This is a genomic window from Amycolatopsis vastitatis, from assembly GCF_002234595.1.
GTDB lineage: Bacteria > Actinomycetota > Actinomycetes > Mycobacteriales > Pseudonocardiaceae > Amycolatopsis > Amycolatopsis vastitatis.
Map to the genome: position 1 here is coordinate 123,726 of NZ_NMUL01000040.1, position 17,082 is coordinate 140,807.

The 17,082-nt window shown below is 73.0% G+C and carries 17 protein-coding genes; 10 read left to right on the top strand and 7 right to left on the bottom strand.

Features of this window, described 5'->3' with window-relative positions:
* Positions 1-63: 63 nt before the first annotated feature.
* Positions 64-1,422 carry a DUF2252 domain-containing protein gene (locus CF165_RS34750; RefSeq protein ID WP_093951816.1) on the top strand — a complete coding sequence of 453 codons (1,359 nt, stop codon included), beginning with the start codon at positions 64-66 and terminating at the stop codon, positions 1,420-1,422.
* Positions 1,423-1,506: 84 nt separating this feature from the next.
* Entirely contained in the window at positions 1,507-2,814 is a 1,308-nt protein-coding gene (locus CF165_RS34755; RefSeq protein ID WP_093951817.1) for a glycoside hydrolase 5 family protein, read from the top strand.
* Positions 2,815-2,855: 41 nt separating this feature from the next.
* Here the strand turns inward: CF165_RS34755 and CF165_RS34760 are convergent, their stop codons facing one another.
* Complete coding sequence (locus CF165_RS34760) at positions 2,856-3,740, bottom strand: FAD-dependent oxidoreductase (protein WP_093951818.1); 885 nt, start codon at positions 3,738-3,740, stop codon at positions 2,856-2,858.
* 98 nt (positions 3,741-3,838) lie between these two features.
* On the opposite strand from CF165_RS34760, the gene CF165_RS34765 reads away from it, so the two are divergent.
* Positions 3,839-4,390, top strand: coding sequence for a phosphatase PAP2 family protein (locus CF165_RS34765; RefSeq protein ID WP_093951819.1), 552 nt, complete (start codon positions 3,839-3,841; stop codon positions 4,388-4,390).
* Here the strand turns inward: CF165_RS34765 and zapE are convergent.
* Entirely contained in the window at positions 4,344-5,363 is a 1,020-nt protein-coding gene (zapE, locus tag CF165_RS34770; protein WP_093951820.1) for a cell division protein ZapE, read from the bottom strand. The genes CF165_RS34765 and zapE overlap by 47 nt on opposite strands.
* 90 nt (positions 5,364-5,453) lie before the next feature.
* On the opposite strand from zapE, the gene CF165_RS34775 reads away from it, so the two are divergent.
* The 4 genes from CF165_RS34775 to CF165_RS34790 all read left to right on the top strand — a co-directional run bounded on the left by CF165_RS34775 (position 5,454) and on the right by CF165_RS34790 (position 9,529).
* A complete protein-coding gene (locus CF165_RS34775; RefSeq protein WP_093951853.1) occupies positions 5,454-6,203 on the top strand; it encodes a pyrimidine reductase family protein in 750 nt (249 codons plus the stop codon).
* Complete coding sequence (locus CF165_RS34780) at positions 6,200-6,766, top strand: RNA polymerase sigma factor (protein ID WP_093951821.1); 567 nt, start codon at positions 6,200-6,202, stop codon at positions 6,764-6,766. The genes CF165_RS34775 and CF165_RS34780 overlap by 4 nt, the downstream gene beginning before the upstream one ends.
* Before the next feature lie 61 nt (positions 6,767-6,827).
* Positions 6,828-7,907 (top strand): ATP-dependent DNA ligase, encoded by a 1,080-nt coding sequence (locus CF165_RS34785; protein WP_093951822.1) that lies wholly within the window; start codon positions 6,828-6,830, stop codon positions 7,905-7,907.
* 74 nt (positions 7,908-7,981) lie between these two features.
* Entirely contained in the window at positions 7,982-9,529 is a 1,548-nt protein-coding gene (locus CF165_RS34790) for an alpha/beta hydrolase (protein ID WP_093951854.1), read from the top strand.
* 156 nt (positions 9,530-9,685) lie between these two features.
* On the opposite strand, the gene CF165_RS34795 is transcribed toward CF165_RS34790, so the two are convergent.
* The 3 genes from CF165_RS34795 to CF165_RS34805 form a co-directional block, all read right to left on the bottom strand.
* Entirely contained in the window at positions 9,686-10,837 is a 1,152-nt protein-coding gene (locus CF165_RS34795; protein WP_093951823.1) for an RNA polymerase sigma factor, read from the bottom strand.
* A gap of 5 nt (positions 10,838-10,842) precedes the next feature.
* Positions 10,843-11,253 (bottom strand): YciI family protein, encoded by a 411-nt coding sequence (locus tag CF165_RS34800; protein WP_093951824.1) that lies wholly within the window; start codon positions 11,251-11,253, stop codon positions 10,843-10,845.
* A 133-nt stretch (positions 11,254-11,386) separates the two neighbouring features.
* The gene (locus tag CF165_RS34805) at positions 11,387-11,629 is read right to left on the bottom strand and encodes a DUF2630 family protein (protein ID WP_093951825.1); all 243 of its coding nucleotides are present in this window, start codon (positions 11,627-11,629) and stop codon (positions 11,387-11,389) included.
* 85 nt (positions 11,630-11,714) lie between these two features.
* Here CF165_RS34805 and CF165_RS34810 point away from each other — a divergent pair, with 85 nt between their 5' ends.
* On the top strand, positions 11,715-12,086 hold the full coding sequence (locus tag CF165_RS34810) for a thioredoxin family protein (RefSeq protein WP_093951826.1): 372 nt from the start codon (positions 11,715-11,717) through the stop codon (positions 12,084-12,086).
* Positions 12,087-12,134: 48 nt separating this feature from the next.
* On the opposite strand, the gene CF165_RS34815 is transcribed toward CF165_RS34810, so the two are convergent.
* Positions 12,135-13,064 carry a proline dehydrogenase family protein gene (locus CF165_RS34815; RefSeq protein ID WP_093951827.1) on the bottom strand — a complete coding sequence of 310 codons (930 nt, stop codon included), beginning with the start codon at positions 13,062-13,064 and terminating at the stop codon, positions 12,135-12,137.
* Between the two features lie 10 nt (positions 13,065-13,074).
* Positions 13,075-14,703 carry an L-glutamate gamma-semialdehyde dehydrogenase gene (gene pruA / locus CF165_RS34820; RefSeq protein WP_093951828.1) on the bottom strand — a complete coding sequence of 543 codons (1,629 nt, stop codon included), beginning with the start codon at positions 14,701-14,703 and terminating at the stop codon, positions 13,075-13,077.
* Between the two features lie 123 nt (positions 14,704-14,826).
* Here pruA and CF165_RS34825 point away from each other — a divergent pair, with 123 nt between their 5' ends.
* Together CF165_RS34825 and CF165_RS34830 are read left to right on the top strand one after the other, a co-directional pair.
* Positions 14,827-16,380, top strand: coding sequence for a PucR family transcriptional regulator (locus CF165_RS34825; RefSeq protein ID WP_093951829.1), 1,554 nt, complete (start codon positions 14,827-14,829; stop codon positions 16,378-16,380).
* 19 nt (positions 16,381-16,399) lie between these two features.
* Positions 16,400-17,056: a maleylpyruvate isomerase N-terminal domain-containing protein gene (locus CF165_RS34830; RefSeq protein ID WP_167441646.1), complete on the top strand. Its 657-nt coding sequence runs from the start codon at positions 16,400-16,402 to the stop codon at positions 17,054-17,056.
* Positions 17,057-17,082 lie beyond the last annotated feature (26 nt).

Below are 17,082 nucleotides of genomic sequence, written 5' to 3' on the forward strand. Positions count from 1 at the left end.
GGCGGCATCCGGGAACACAACGGCTCGGGGAGAAGAACATCCCGTTCGGACGTTGTGCCCGGTATGGGATCAGGGGAATGGGTGGAACGGCCGCTCGTCGGCAGGGACAGCGTGACGCCGGCCGAGCTGTACGAACAGGGCAAGCGGCTGCGGGAGAAGACGCCGGTCACGGCGCACGACCACGAGGTCGCGGCGAAGGACCGGCCGGCCCCGCGCCAGTACTTCGAGGCCACCAACGCCGGACGGCTGCCCGAGCTGGTCGAGCTGCGGCGGGAACGGATGCTCACCTCGCCGTTCACGTTCTTCCGCGGCGCCGCCGGCCTGATGGGCGCCGACCTCGCGGGCACGCCGTCGTCCGGGGTCACCGCGCAGCTCTGCGGCGACGCGCACGCGGCGAACTTCGGGCTCTACGGCACGCCCGAAGGCAGGATCGTGATGGACATCAACGACTTCGACGAGACCGTGCCGGGTCCGTGGGAGTGGGACCTCAAGCGGCTCGCCGCCAGCCTGGTGCTCGCCGGGCGCGAAGGCGGCATCGGCGAGACCGGCTGCCGCGAGGCCGCCGAAGACGCCGTGAAGTCCTACCGCCGCACCATCCGCGCGCTGGCCGAGCTGCCGTTCCTGCGGTCGTGGAACGCGCTGCCGGACTCGTCGGTGCTGTCGAAGGCCCGCGCGGACGAGCTGATCGACGACTTCGCCGACGCCGCGGAGAAGGCACGCAAGAACGACAGCGCGAAGGTCGCGGCGAAGTGGACCGAGCGCGTCGACGACCACGTGACCGGCCTGGCGCGGCACCGGTTCGTCGAAGACCCGCCGGTGCTGACGCACGTCGGCGAAACCACCGCGGAAGCCGTCGCCACCGGACTGGCGTCCTATGTGGACACCCTGCGCGAGTCGCGGCGCACGCTGATCGCGCGGTACCGGATCGCCGACGTCGCCTTCCGCGTGGTCGGCACCGGCAGTGTCGGGCTGCGCAGCTACGTCGTCCTGTTGCACGGCAACGACGACGAAGACCTGGTGCTGCAGGTGAAGCAGGCGCAGAAACCGGCACTGGCGCCCTACCTGGACCTCCCCGCGGCCGGGCACGAAGGCCGCCGGATCGTCGACGGCGCCCGGCTGGTGCAGGCCGAGACGGACATCCTGCTCGGCTGGACCACGATCGACGGGGTGCCGTTCATCGTGCGGCAGTTCCGGAACCTCAAGGGCGACATCAACCCCGCGGACCTGGAGAAGGACCACCTCGACGACTACGGCAGGCTGGCCGGGGCGCTGCTCGCCCGCGCCCACACGCGGTCGCTGCACCCGAAGCTCCTCTCCGGCTACTTCGCCGAAGACTCCGAGCTCGACGAGGCGATGGGCGCATACGCCGTGCGCTATGCCGACCGGACGGAGGCCGACCACGCCGCCTTCTCCCGTAGCTGACCGGACAGGTTGCCGGTCAACCCTGGAGATCGAATTCCCCGCCGTGCTAGACGTTCGTGAACGGTTGACGGCGAGGGAGGCAGTGTGGCGGATCTCAGGCGGCGGTCGGTGCTCACGGGAGCGGTCGCGACGGCGCTGGCGGCCACCGCGGCACCCGCTCTGGCGTCTGCCGCGACAACCAGCAGGCGGGCGTTCCGGCTGGGCGTCAACTACACGCCGTCGACGCGCTGGTTCCACATGTGGGAGGACTGGCGCGAGAACGACCTGCGCCGCGACCTCGACGACATCGCCGCGCTGGGGCTCGACCACATCCGGATCATGCTGCTGTGGTCGGCCTTCCAGCCCGAACCGCGCCTGATCAGCGGTGAGAAGCACGACCGGCTGAGCCGGTTCCTGGACCTGGCGGGCGCGGCCGGGCTGGACGTCGAGGTCACGGTGTTCAACGGCCACATCTCGGCCCGCTACTGGACGCCGAACTGGCTGCAGACCACGCCGAAGCCGGTCAACTGGTTCACCGACCCGGCGGCCCTCGACGCGCAGCGCGCGCTGCTGACGGCCCTGGCGGCGCGGATCGGGAAGCACCCGCGGTTCCTCGGCTTCGACCTGTCGAACGAGCCGTACTACTACTGGGACTCCTACGCCGGGCTGTTCGTCACCCAGGCACAGGCCGACGCGTGGGCGCGCACATTGTGTTCCACCGCCGAAAGCGTCGCCCCTGGCAAAGCGCACACGGTCGGCTGCGACCGCGCGCCGTGGGACAACGGCACCTACTTCACCCGCCCCGGCCTGGCGGACGCGGGGAACGTGGTGGCGATCCACCCGTGGACGTCGTTCCTCGGCACCCTGAAGACGGACCCGCTCGGCGCACTCGCCACGCACAACGCGGAACGGCTGATCCAGGTGGCGCAGGCGTACGCGACGGACCCGGCGCGCCGGGTCTGGATCCAGGAGGACGGCGCGGCGCCGTCGATCCACTTCAGCGACGCGACCCGCCCGCAGTACGGCGAGTGGCTGGCCCGCTCGATCCGCAACGCGGCGTCCTGCGCCCACACACTCGGCTTCACGTGGTGGTGCTCCCACGACGTCAACCCCGCGCTGGTCCCGAACCTCAACCCCCTGGAGTACGACCTGGGGCTGTACACGAACGACCGCAAGCTGAAGCCCGCCGGCCAGGCGCTGAAGAACCTGGTCGCGGAGTTCGACCGGACCCCGCCGGCACCCGAACCGCGCACGACGGCGATCGTGGTGCCGGACCTGTTCCCGACCTGGGGCAACGACCGGTTCTTCAAGCTGGCCGCCGAAGGGAAGCGGGTGGCGTTCGTGCTGCAGAGCCGCGCTTCGGACGCGAACTACCTGAAGCAGCGTGGCATCACGGAGCTCATCCAGCCGTGAGGGTCGTGAGTGCGTAACAGTGTTAGAACACTGTTACGCACTCACGACCCCGCCACGAGGGCTGCCACATCCGCCGCGCAGCCCCAGGCCAGGGTGATCCCCGCGCCGCCGTGGCCGTAGCAGTGCACCACTTCGCCCGCTCGTTCCAGCCGCACCTCGCGGCGGAACGGGCGCAGGCCGACGAGCGACCGCAGCACCTCCGCCCGGGCCAGCCGCGGTTCGAGTTCGCGGCAGCGGCGCAGGATGTCCGCGGTCACCGCCGGGTTCGGGTCGGTGTCGCCGCGGCCCGGCTCCTCCGTGCCGCCGCACACGACGTGGGTGCCGTGCGGGATGACGTAGGTCACGCCCGGGCCCGTCTCGTCGACGACGAACTCCGTCAGGCCCGGGTCGGCGAGGTGCACGACCTGGCCGCCGACCGGCACCATCGCGTCGTCGCCCGCCAGCGGCCCCGCGCCGAGGCCCGCCGCGTTGACCACCACGTCGGCGTCGAACCCGGACAGCGACGTCACGGGCCGGTACTCGACCCGGACGCCGAGCGCGCCGACCCGCTCGAGGAGCCAGGCCAGGTACACCGGCGTGTCGACCACCGCCGTCGTGAACTCCACGCGGTCGCCGTCGCGGGCCGCGTCGTCCACCGCCGTGAGCCACTGCGGGTCCGGATCGCCCGCCGCGAGCAGGACCCGGCCGCGGCGGAACCGCACACCCGGCGCGTCCTGCCCGCGCAGCACGGCGAGGCCGGCCGCGGTCCACCGCACGATCCGCTCGTCCGGCCGCTTCACCGGCGGATACACCACCCCGCCGGCAACGGCCGACGTCGACTCGCCCGGCGGGCCCGCCGCCACGACCGTGACGTCGTGCCCCGCTTCGGCCAGCCGGTACGCGCTGCTCAGCCCGATGATCCCGGCCCCGACGACTGTGACCCGCATCCGCTCCTCCCAAGTCGCTCCCCCGCATCGTGGCGCACCCGCCGTGCCCGCCGCGGTCCGGGGGCGCGATTACCCTCGCGGGGGTGAGGACGATCCGGGTGCCCGCCGTGGTCTGCGGCCTGCTCGCGCTGCTGCTGGGCCTGCCGTTCGCCGGCGGGACGACGCCCGGCACCGTCGACAGCGCCTTCGCCGGAGCGGTGGCGCACCTGAGCCCGGGCGTGCTGCGGGCGCTGGTCATCCCGACCGAGCCGTACGTGGTGCTCGCGCTGGGCCTGCTGGCCGTCGTCCTGTGCCTGCGCGCCGGACGGCGACGGGAGGCCGTCCTCGCGCTCGCCGTGCCGGTCCTGGCGATCCTGCTGACGGGCTGGCTGCTCAAGCCGCTGTACGACCGGTGGAAGAACGGCACGCTGGTCTACCCCAGCGGCCACACGGTGAGCCTGGTGGCGGTGCTGACGGTGCTCGTCCTCGTCACGCGCCGGGTGGTCGTGGTGGTGCTGTCGGCGGTGGCCCTGCTGGCCGCGACGGCCGGGCTGGTCGGGATGGGCTACCACTACCTGACCGACGTCGCGGGCGGAACGCTCTTCGCGGTCGCCGTCGTCCTGCTCATCTGGCCGGCGCGGCGTCGCGAGCCAGTGCCGTCAAGCGGCTGACCGCGCGCAGGTACTTCTTGCGGTAGCCGCCCTCGACCATCTCCTCGGTGAACAGCGACGGCAGCGGCTCGCCCGAGACCACCACCGGGATGGCCCGGTCGTAGAGCCGGTCGGCGAAGGCGACCAGCCGCAGGGCCACGTTCTGGTCCGGGGCCGGGTGGACGCCGCGCAGGTGCACCCGGGAGACGCCGTCCAGCAGCCGCCCGTAGCGCGACGGGTGCAGCGAAGCCAGGTGCGCGCACAGCGCGTCGAAGTCGTCCACAGTGGACCCTTCGTGCGCGGAGACGGACGACTCCAGTTCCGCGGGGGAAACCGGCGGCGGCGCGTCCGGCAGGCCGCGGTGGCGGTAGTCCGGGCCGTCGACGCGCACCACGCCGAACCGGGCCGACAGCGACTGGATCTCGCGCAGGAAGTCCTCGGCGGCGAACCGGCCCTCGCCCAGCTTCTCCGGCAGCGTGTTCGACGTCGCCGCGATGTGGACCCCGGCGTCCATCAGCTCCTGCAGCAGCCGCGTGACCAGCGTGGTGTCGCCCGGGTCGTCCAGCTCGAACTCGTCGATCGCCAGCATCCGGTGCTCCGACAGCCGCCGCACGGCTTCGGCGAAGCCCAGCGCGCCGACCAGGTGGGTCAGCTCGACGAACGTGCCGTACGCCTTGGGCGACGGCGCCGCGTGCCACGTCGAGGCGAGCAGGTGGGTCTTGCCGACGCCGAACCCGCCGTCGAGGTAGAGCCCCATCGGCCCGGACGGCTCGGGCGAACCGCCGAAGAGCCTGAAGCGCTTCTTCTCGCGGCGCGCGCCGATCTTCGCCGCGAACGCCGAGCAGGCCTCGACCGCGGCGGCCTGGCTGGGCTCGTCCGGGTTCGGGAGGTACGTCTCGAACCGGACGGCGCCGAAGCGCGGCGGCGGCACCAGCGCGCCGATCAGCTCGTCGGCGGACAGCTCGGGACGGCGGTCGGTCAGGTGCGCGGGCATGGTCGCAGAGCCTATCCGCGCCCCGGGTACCGGTGAGCGGGCATATCCCCCGGTAGAGACGTGTTTCACGCCCATGCTGGGATGATCAACGTGCGGAGTGTGTGGCCCCAGGCGACGGGCGAACTGACGGGTGCGGACCTCGAAGAGATCTACGCCTACCCGGCGGAGCTGGACCGGCCCTGGGTGCAGGTGAACTTCGTCGCGTCCGCCGACGGTGCCGTCGAGGTCGACACGACGTCGGCGGCGCTGTCGCACGCCGCCGACCGGGCGGTCTTCCTCCTCGGCCGGGACCTCGCCGACGTCGTCCTGGTCGGCGCCGGGACCGCCCGCGCCGAGAACTACCGCGGGGTCGTCGCGGGCGCGAAGCGGCTGGAGCGCCGTCGCCGGCTCGGGTTCGCAGGAGTCCCGCCGATCGCCGTCGTGACGCGCACCGCGGACCTCGATCCCGCGTCCCGGCTGTTCACCGAAACCGCCGTTCCCCCGATCGTGGTCACCACGGACACCGCGGACACGCGCGCCCTCGAAGCCGCCGGGGCGGAGGTGCTCCGGGCGGGCCGCGACGACGTCGACCTGCCCCGCGCGCTGGACCTGCTCGCCGCCCGCGGCCTGCGCCGCATCGACTGCGAAGGCGGCCCCGGCCTCTTCGCCCGGCTGATCGAAGCCGACCTGGTCGACCAGCTGTGCCTCACCGTCGCGCCGCTGCTCGTGGCCGGGCAGGCGGGCCGGATCGCGGCCGGGCGGGCGGGACGGATCGCGGCCGTGCCGCGACGGCTCGCCCTGGCGTCGATCCTCGTCGAGGACGGCTTCACGCTCCTGCGCTACCGCCGGGCCGCCGGGTGACCGACGACGCCGACCTGCTCGAACGGGCCGCGGGCGGCGACGACACGGCGTTCGGTGCGCTGGTCTTGCGGCACTCGCCCCGGATGTACCGGGTCGCGCTGCGGATCACCGGCTGCGCGGCCGAGGCCGAGGACGTCGTGCAGGACTCGTGGCTCGCGGCGTGGCGTGCCCTCGCCGGCTTCCGGCAGGAGGCCGCCGTGTCGACCTGGCTCCACCGCGTCGTCACCAACAGCGCGCTGGCCCTGCTGCGCCGGCGCCGTCCGACGGTCTCGCTGGACGCGCCGGACCGGGAGTCCGGTTTGGACAGCCCGTCGTTCGCCGTGCCGGGCCCCGAGGGCCGCGTGGTGCGGGCCGAAGAGGTCGCCGCGGTGCTGCGGGCGATCGGCAGGCTGGAGCTGTCCCAGCGCGTGCCGCTCGTGCTGCGCGAGCTGGAAGGGCTGAGCTACGAAGAAGTCGCCGAAATGCTCGACGTGAACGTCGGCGCCCTGCGTTCCCGGCTGCACCGGGCGAGAGTGGCGGTGCTCGCCGAGCTGGCCCGGTCGAGAACGACGTCGCGCGGATGACGGCTCGCCCGAACCTGGCGAAACACGTGCGCCGGGCGGCGGGATTCCGCAGAATGCGGGCATGCCCTTACCGCTGCAGCCGCCGCTGAAGCCGATGCTCGCCAAGCCCGCGAAGGCCATCCCGGACTCCGGCGGCCTGCTGTTCGAACCGAAGTGGGACGGCTTCCGCTGCATCGTCTTCCGCGACGGCGACGAGCTGTACCTGCAGTCGCGCGCGGAAAAGCCGCTCAACCGGTACTTCCCCGAGGCCGTCGCCCGGCTGCTGGAGGTCCTGCCGCCGCGGGTCGTGCTCGACGGCGAGCTCGTCGTCGCCCGCGGCGGGCGGCTGGACTTCGACGCGCTCACCGAGCGGATCCACCCGGCCGAAAGCCGGATCACGCTGCTGGCCGCCGAGCAGCCCGCCGAGTTCGTCGCCTTCGACGTCCTCGCGCTCGGCGACGAGTCCCTGCTCGACGAACCGACGTCCGTGCGCCGCGAACGGCTCGTCGAGCTGGCCGGCGACCGGTTCCCGCTCACCCCGGCCACCACCGACCCCGGCACCGCGCGGCACTGGTTCGAGCTGTTCGAGGGCGCCGGCCTCGACGGCGTCATCGGCAAGCCGCTGGACGAGCCCTACACGCCCGGCAAACGCGTGATGGTGAAGTACAAGCACCTCCGCACCGCGGACTGCGTGCTCGCCGGGCTGCGCTGGCACGTCGACGGCGGACCGGGCGACCTCGTCGGGTCCTTCCTGCTCGGCCTGCACGACGAGAAGGGCGTGCTGCACCACGTCGGCACCGTCGGGTCGTTCCCCAAGGAGCGCCGCCGCGAGCTGGCCGAAGAGCTCGCGCCGCTGGTCACCGACGGCGAGGACCACCCGTGGGGCGGCCGGGCCACCGGCGAGGCCCAGCGGATCCCGGGTGGCATCACCCGCTGGCGCGCCACCGAGCACGAATGGGTTCCGCTGCGCCCCGAGCGCGTCGTCGAGGTCGCTTACGAGAACACCGAGGGCGGCATGCCGTCGCGGTTCCGGCACAACGCGCGGTTCGTGCGGTGGCGGCCGGACCGCGAGCCCGCGTCGTGTGACTACAGCCAGCTGGACGAGCCCGCGCGCTACGACCTCGACGCCGTTTTCCGCGGCCAGGTGGTCCGGACCCGCTAACCCTCGTCCCACACCGGCCGTGCGAAGCTCGGCCTGTCTTGACCGAACCCTTGATCGACGTGAGGACCCTGCCCGTGCGCCGCCGCCGTACCCGTCTCCTGGCCGCGCTGCTCGCCCTGGCCTCCGCCGCGGGCTGCGCCGCGGGGCCGTCGGTCCGCCCGGCGCTGGTCGAGAACGACGGCAAGACGACCGGCAGCACGCCTCCCGCGTCACCCGGGGTGCCCCTGCCGCCGCTGGCCGAACCGCAGTCGCCGACGCTGAAGTGGGCCGACTGCGACGACGACACCCGCCAGCGGATCGGCACCCCCGGCGTCCCGGACAGCCTGCACTTCACGTGCGCCCGCGTCACCACGCCGCTCGACGCCCCCGGCGAGCCGCGGCGGTCGGTGATGCGGCTGCTGGCGCTGAAGGTCGGCAACGGTCCGGTGCCGCTGGTCGTGGTGAACGACGTCGACGGCGACCCGGGCACCGTGTACGCCGCGCGGCTGGCCGCGACGCTGCCGCCGGCGTTCCTGGAGAAGTTCTCGCTCATCGGCCTGGACCGGCGCGGCACCGGGCTCTCCGGCGCCGCCCAGTGCGTGCCCGCCGACGTCCGGCCCGGTCTCATCGACGCCGACCCGGCGCAAGGCGGCCTGCAGGACGTCCTGGACGCGGCCCGCAAGGCCGGCCAGCAGTGCGCCATCGAGCTGGACGACTCCCAGACCGCGCTGGACAGCTGGCGCGGCGCCGGCGACCTCGACGAGCTGCGCAAGCAGCTGGGCGTGGACCGGCTCGACGCGATCGGCCACGGCGACGGCTCCAAGGTCCTGTCCGAGTACGCGGTGCGTTTCCCCGCGCAGGTCGGGCGGATGGTGCTCGACGGCATCCCCGACCCGGGGGCGGACATGGCCGCGGTCCTCGACGCCGTCGCCGCCGGCGCTCAGTCCACATGGGACGCTTTCGCCGCGGACTGCGCGGCCCGCCACTGCGCGCTCGGCGACCCGAAGGCCGCGCTGGCCGCGCTCCCCGCCCAGCTCCGGCACGCGCTGACCACGACGGAAGACGGCGTCCCGTTCGGCCCCGGGATCGCGATGTTCGCCGTCTATTCGGGGCTCGCGCAGCGCGCGCGGTGGCCGGAGCTGGCCGACGCGATCGCCGCCGCCCGCGCCGGCAACGTCGCCCCGCTCGCCGCGTTCGCCGCGCCGGTGCTGCACGACACGCGCGCCCAGCCGTCGCGGATCGACGCGGCCATCGCGACCCGCTGCAACGACAGCCAGACGCGTCTCTCGGCCGACCAGCTCGACCAGGTCGCGGCCGGGATGCGCGCCAAGTACCCGCAGTTCGGCACGGTCGTCGCCCAGCAGCTGGCCTGGTGCGGCCCGTGGCCGGTGCGCACCGAACCGCTGCCGGCGGCGGGCGCGCCGGGCGCCCCGCCGATCCTGGTCGCGGCGACCGCGGCCGACCCGGTCACGCCCCAGGTGGGCAGCACCCGCGCCGCCGACCAGATGCCCTCGGCGGTGACGATCACGTGGCAGGGCGCGGGCCACGGCGCGATCGGCGTCTCCTCCTGCGTCACCGAAGCGGCCCGCGCCTTCCTGGTGGACGGCAAGATCCCGGCCGACGGCACCCTCTGCCCCGCCTGAACAACGTGATCGAAGCGTCAGCACGCGTGATTGCCGGGTCATCTCCCGTGATTGGAGGGTCGACACCGACTCAAAGCCGTGTCGACTCCCCAATCACGCGTGTCGACTCTCCAATCACGCGTGTCGACTCTCCAATCACGCGTGTCGGCTTCTCGATCACGCCGGTCCGGGGTGGCGGGTGTTGAGGCGGGCGGCCTGGCGGGTCAGGTGGTCGACCTCGGCGAGGCTGGACGCTTTCTTCGCCGCTTCGGCGTACAGCTTCGCTGCCGTCGCCAGGTCGCCGTCGCGCTCGTGGAGGTAGGCGGCCACCGCCGCGTAGCGGGGCAGGGTTTCGTCCAGTTCCGCGAGCGCCGCCAGGCCGGCCCGCGGGCCGTCGGCCTCGCCGACCGCCACCGCGCGGTTGAGCCGCACCACCGGGCTGCCGGTCAGCCGCGCGAGCTCGTCGTACCACTCGACGATCTGCACCCAGTCGGTCTCCGCGGCGTCGGGCGCGTCGGCGTGCAGGGCCGCGATGGCGGCCTGGGCCTGGAACTCGCCCAGCCGGTCGCGGGCCAGCGCCGCCTGCAGGATCTCGACGCCCTCGGCGATCAGCGCGGTGTCCCACCGGGACCGGTCCTGGTCGGCCAGCGGGACGAGCCGGCCGTCGGGCCCGGTCCGCGTGGCGCGCCGCGCGTGGTGCAGCAGCATGAGGGCGAGCAGTCCCGCCACCTCGGGGTGGTCGATCGCCGCCGCGAGCTGCCGGGTGAGCCGGATGGCCTCGGCCGCGAGGTCGACGTCCCCGGAGTACCCCTCGTTGAAGACCAGGTAGAGGACACGCAGCACGGTGGCGACGTCGCCCGGCTGCTCGAACCGCACCCCCGACACGGTCCGCTTGGCCCGGCTGATGCGCTGCGCCATGGTCGCCTCGGGCACCAGGTACGCCTCGGCGATCTGGCGGGTGGTCAGCCCGCCGACGGCACGCAGCGTGAGCGCGACCGCCGACGACGGCGTCAGCGACGGGTGGGCGCACAGGAAGTAGAGCTGGAGCGTGTCGTCCACCGTGGCCGCGGGCCCGGGCGGCACCTCCGCGTCGACGACGTCTTCACGCCGGCGGCGCGCGGTGTCCGCCCGGGTCGCGTCCAGGAACTTGCGCCAGGCCACCGTGACCAGCCAGCCCTTGGGGTCACGCGGAGGGTCGGCTTGCCACGCGCGCAGCGCCTCGACCAGCGCGTCCTGGACGGCGTCCTCGGCCGCCGCGAAGTCGGCTCCGCGGCGGACGAGGATCGTCAGGACGCCCGGCGTGAGGCTGCGGAGCAGGGTTTCGTCCACGCGCCCTATTCCGTGACGGTCGACGGCATGGCCAGGAACGGGCGCAGCTCGAGCCACTCGTGGATCGGCTCCCCGTTCGGCCCCGGTGCGGCCGACAGCTCGCCGGCCAGCTGGAGCGCCCGCTCGTAGCTGTCGACGTCGATCACCATCCAGCCGGCGATGAGGTCCTTGGTCTCGGCGAACGGGCCGTCGGTGACCGGCGGGCGGCCCTCGCCGTCGTAGCGGACGAACGTCCCCTCGGGCGCCACGGCCTGGGCGTCGACGAACTCGCCGGTCGTCTCCAGCTTGGCCGCGAAGTCGCGCATGTACTGGATGTGGGCCGAGATCTCCTCCGGCGTCCACTGGTCCATGGGCTTGTCGCAGTTCTCCGGGGCCGGGGCGCCGCGGTAGTGCTTGAGCAGCAGGTACTTGGCCATGGTGGTTCTCCCTCGGTGTCCGGCGACCCATTCTGGCCGCTCTCACCCCGGGGACGGAGCCGGTTGCGGGTTCTCGACATCGCCGCGGAAGGTTTTTCGCGGCCGCCCTCGACGGGCGGCCGCGAAGCCGGGCTCACTGGCGGTAGGACTCGACCTCGGAGACCGGGCGGGCGGCCGCGTCGTCGGGGTTCTCGTGGAACTCCGTTTTCGCGCGCCGCTGCCGGAGCAGGTCCCAGCACTGGTCGAGCTGCTGCTCGACCGCGGTGAGCCGGTCGCGGTCGGTCCCGCTCAGCCCCACGCCGACCGAGCGCGACCGCAGCTCGTGCTCCTCCGCGATCAGCTCGTCGATCCGGCCCAGGATCTCGCCGTCGGCCATCTGTTCCTCCTCTTCACGGTTGCTCGCGGTGAGACGCTACCCCGGCCCCGGGAATTCCCGCCGCGCCCACGTCGTTGACCAGGGCATGAGCACCGTTGAGCTGACCGCCGAGAACTTCGACCAGACGGTAAACGACAACGAGTTCGTCCTGATCGACTTCTGGGCGAGCTGGTGCGGGCCGTGCCGCCAGTTCGCGCCGGTCTACGAGAAGGCGTCCGAGAAGCACGACGACCTCGTGTTCGCGAGCGTCGACACCGAAGCGCAGCAGCAGCTCGCCGCCGCCTTCGACGTCCGCTCCATCCCGACGCTGGCCATCATCCGGGACAAGACGCTGATCTACGCCCAGCCCGGCGCGCTGCCCGAGCCCGCCCTCGAAGAGCTGATCAAGCAGGCTCGCGAGGTCGACATGGACGAGGTCAAGCGCAAGGCCGCCGAAGCCGAGGCCGAACAGGCCTGACCACCACCACATGACGAAGGCCGCCTCGCGGGGCGGCCTTCGTCATGTTCAGGATCGGGTCGCGAGCGCGCGCAGGAAGAACGCCAGGTTCGCCGGGCGCTCGGCCAGGCGGCGCATGAAGTAGCCGTACCACTCGTCGCCGTAGGGCACGTAGACGCGCATGCGAGCGCCCGACGCCGCGATCCGCCGCTGCTCCTCCGGCCGGATGCCGTAGAGCATCTGGAACTCGTGGTCGTCGTCCGTGCGCCCGTTCTCCTCGGCGAGCGCGGCCGCGATCTCGATCATCCGCGGGTCGTGCGAAGCCACCATCGGATACCCGGAACCCGCCATCAGGACGCGCAGGCAGCGGACGTAGGACTTGTCCACTTCGGACTTCTCCGGGAACGCCACCGACTCCGGCTCGGCGTACGCGCCCTTGCACAGCCGTACGCGCGACCCCGGGCCCGAAAGTTCCCGGCAGTCCTGCTCGGTGCGCCGAAGGTAGGCCTGCAGCACGGCGCCCACCCACGGGTACTCGCCGCGCAGCTCGCGCAGGATGCCGAGGGTCGAGTCCGTGGTGGTGTGGTCCTCCATGTCCAGCGTCACGGTGGCGCCGACCGCCTCGGCCGCCGCGCAGATCTTCCGCGCGTTCTCCAAGGCGACGTCCTCGCCGTTCGACGGCAGGAACTGCCCGACCGCCGACAGCTTCACCGAGACGTCCGCCCCCTCGGCCAGGCCTTCCGCGGCCAGCGCGGTCAGCACGGCTTCGTAGGCCGTCACGGTCGCCGCCGCCTGCGTGGCGTCGGTGGTGTCCTCCCCGAGGTGGTCGAGGGTGATCCGGCGGCCGTCCGCGGCCAGTTCCCGCGCCACGCGGACGGCGTCGGCGGTCTCGGACCCGGCCACGAACCGGCGCACCACGGAGCGCGTGGCGGGCACCGCCTCGACGAGCCGCCGGATGCCCTTCGACCGGGCGGCGGCGAGCAACGGGGCACGCAGCATGACGTCCTCCTCAGCCCTGGTGCGGGTAGCGAACGCTGGTCGGCGGCACGAAGGTCTCCTTGACCGAGCGGGGGCTCGTCCAGCGGAGCAGGTTGAAGATCGAGCCCGCCTTGTCGTTGGTGCCGGAGGCGCGCGCCCCGCCGAACGGCTGCTGGCCGACGACCGCGCCGGTCGGCTTGTCGTTGACGTAGAAGTTGCCCGCGGAGAACTTCAGCGCCTCGGCCGCCTTCGCGACAGCGGTGCGGTCGTTCGCGATCACCGCGCCGGTCAGCGCGTAAGCGGCGGACTCGTCGATGAGCTTCAGGACGTCGTCGAAGCCGCCGTCCTCGTAGACGTACACCGAGAGGATCGGGCCGAAGTACTCGGTCGAGAAGATCTCGTGCTTCGGGTTGTCCGACACCAGGATCGTCGGCTGCACGAAGTAGCCGACGCTGTCGTCGGCCGTGCCGCCGGTGAGGACCTCCACCGAGGCGTCGTTCTTCACGCGGTCGAAGAGGTCAGAGTGCTTCGCGAACGCGCGCCGGTCGATCACCGCGCCGCCGAAGTGCGACAGGTCGGTGACGTCGCCGTAGGACAGCGCCTCGGTTTCGGCGATCAGGCCGTCCTTCAGCTCGTTCCAGACGCTGCGCGGGATGTACGCGCGCGAAGCGGCGGAGCACTTCTGGCCCTGGTATTCGAAGGCGCCGCGGACCAGGGCGGTGCGCAGGACGTCGACGTCGGCGGAGGGGTGCGCGAGCACGAAGTCCTTGCCGCCGGTCTCGCCGACCAGCCGCGGGTAGCCGCGGTAGCCCGCGATGTTCGCGCCGACCGTGCCCCACAGGTGCTGGAACGTCGCGGTCGAACCGGTGAAGTGGATGCCGGCCAGGTCGCGGTGGGTCAAGGCGACCTCGGAGACTGCCTTGCCGTCGCCCGGCAGCAGGTTGATCACGCCCGGCGGCATGCCCGCCTCTTCGAGCAGCCGCATGGTCAGGTGCGCGGCGAACGACTGCGTCGGCGACGGCTTCCACAGCACGGTGTTGCCCATCAACGCGGGCGCGGTCGGCAGGTTGCCGGCGATCGCGGTGAAGTTGAACGGCGTGATCGCGTAGACGAAGCCCTCCAGGGGCCGGTGCTCCATCCGGTTCCACACACCGGGCGAGCTGATCGGCTGCTCGGCGAGGATGCGGCGGCCGAACTCGACGTTGAAGCGCCAGAAGTCGGCGAGCTCGCAGGCGGCGTCGATCTCGGCCTGGGTCGCGGTCTTGGACTGGCCGAGCATGGTGGCGGCGTTCAGCGTGGCACGCCACTTGCCGGTGAGCAGGTCGGCGGCGCGCAGCAGGATCGCGGCGCGGTCGTCGTAGGACAGCGAACGCCACTCCGGGGCGGCCTTCGCGGCGGCCGCGATGGCGTCGGTGGCGTCCTGCTGGGTGGCGCTGTGGATGGTGCCGAGGACGTGCGCGTGGTTGTGCGGCTGGACGACGTCGATCCGCTCGCCGCCGCCGGGACGCTGCTCACCGCCGACGGTGACGGTCAGGTCGACCGGTTCCGCCTGGCCCAGCCGCTTGAGCGCACCCTCGAGCTCGGCGCGCTCGGCGCTGCCCGGCGCGTAGGTGAGCACCGGCTCGTTCGTCGGGGCGGGGGTCTGGGTCACGGCGTCCACGGCGGCTCCTCGGCTCAGCGCTCACTACCTCTTGATGCCCCGAACGGTAACTCCGGACACACTCCGGCGGCTTGTCCGAACGGCTAAAATCGACCGTATGAGCTTGGCCAATCGGACAACACCGTGACGTCGCTGCGCCACGTGCTGGCGACCCTCGGCGAGCCGCTCGTCGAGGTCGTCGTGGCGCCGCACGGCCTGGGCGTCGGAGTCACCGACGTCGTGATCCTCGACCCCGAAGACCCCCTGGAGACCTCGCCCGGCGACCTGGTGCTGGTGATCGGCGCGCGCGGCCGGGCGGCGGCGCCGGCCATCCGCGCGGCCGGGCGCGGCGGCGCGGCCGCGGTGGCGGTCAAGGGGGCGACGGGCGCCGACGTCGCCGCCGACGCGGGCGTCGCGCTGCTCACCGTCGGCGCCGAAGCACGCTGGGAGCAGGTGGAGTCCCTGGCGCGCGGCGTCGTCGAAGCAGCCCGCGCGGGCGGTGAAGCGGCCAGCGGCGAGGTGCTGGGAGACCTGTTCGCCCTGGCCCAGACGATCGCGACGCTCACCGGCGGCCTGGTCAGCATCGAGGACACCGCCAACCGGGTGCTCGCGTATTCGCGGGCGGGCGACGAGGTCGACGAGCTGCGGCGGCTGTCGATCCTCGGTCGCGAAGGCCCCGAGCGCTACCTCGCGATGCTCCGCGAATGGGGCGTCTACCAGCGGCTTCGCGCCGGCGAAGGGATCGTCCGGGTCGACGAGCGGCCCGAGCTGGGCATCCGCCGCCGCATCGCGGCGGGCATCCACGCGGGCAAGCAGCCGCTCGGGACGATCTGGGTCCAGGAGGGCGCCCAGCCGCTCACCGAACGGGCCGAGACGGCGCTGCTCGGCGCGAGCCGTGCCCTGGCGCCGCAGCTGATCCGCGCCCGGACGCTGCCGAGCCCGGAGCTGCGGCTGCGGGAAGACCTCCTGGCCAGCCTGCTGGAGGGACGGCTCGACGCGGAGTCCGTCGCGGACGACATCGGCGCGGACCCTTCGCGGCCGGCGCAGGTGCTGGCGTTTTCCTTGGAACGATCGGACAACCGGCAGCTACGGCGCGCCGAGCTGGTCCACCTGATCGCCGTCCACACGGCGGCGTACCGGCGCAGCGCGCTGGTGAGCGTGATCGGCGGCCGCGTCTACGCGCTGCTGCCGGACCTGCCGGAGCACTCCGACGCGGCGGTGCTGGCGCTGGCTCGCGAAATTACCGCCACCGCCCGCCGTCACCTGGACGTCCCGGTGCGAGCGGCCCTCGGCGGCATCGTGCCCCGGCTTTCGGACGCGGCCGCGTCCCGTGGCGACGCCGACCGGGTCCTGGCGGCGATGGCGCGCGGGCACTGGCCAGCCGACGTCGCCTCGCTGGCCGACGTCCGCGCCGAGGTGCTGCTGTCGGAGGTGCTGGCGTACCTGAGCGGGCAGCCCCGCATCCGCGACCCGCGGCTCACGTCGCTCGTGGAGCACGACGCCGAACACGGCGGGATCCTGGTGCCGGCGGTCCTGGCCTGGCTGGACGCCTTCGGCGACGTCCGGGCGGCGGCGCGGGCGCTGAACCTCCACCCGAACACGGTGCGCTACCGGGTCCGGCGCGCCACCGAAGTGTCCGACGTGGACTTCGCCGACCCCGCTCAGCGCCTGTTGACTCAGCTGCAGCTGAGGCTCTGACCCTGCTAGCTTCGCGCTCGTGGATCTCTTCTCGCGCACGTGGGCGGCGTTGCGCGCCGCGGTGGCTTCCCTTCCCGACGAGGAGTTCGCGAAGCCGTCGGGTTGCCGGGGCTGGCTGGTCCGTGACCTGGTCTGCCACCTCGTCATCGACGCCCAGGACGTGCTGATCACGCTGGTCACGCCGTCCTCGGCCGCGCTCACGCACGACGCGGTCACGTACTGGGCGGTGAGCGACGAGCCGCCGTCGGGCGACGACCCGCTGGACGCGCTGATCGTCCGCCTGGCCGCGGCGTACGAGGATCCGGCCCTGCTGAAGTTCCACCTCGACGACGTCGGCGCCGCGGCGGGCCGCGCGGCCGACCTGGCCGACCCGGGAATGCGGGTGAGCACGCAGGACATGGTCCTCACCGCGGGCGACTACCTCTCGGCGTACGTGCTGGAGTGGACGCTGCACCACTTGGACCTGGTGGCGCACGTGCCGTCCGCCGCTTCACCACCTGCCGAGGGACTGGCGCGGACGCGGCAGCTGCTGGAGCGGATCGCGGGAGCCACGTTCCCGTCGTCGTTCTCCGACGAAGACGTGCTGCTGGTGGCGACCGGGCGGCGCGCCCCCACCGAGGCCGAAACCGCCGAACTGGGCACCCTCGCCGCGCGGCTGCCGTTCGTGCTCGGGTGAGGGGCCGAGGCAGGGCGCCCTGCCTC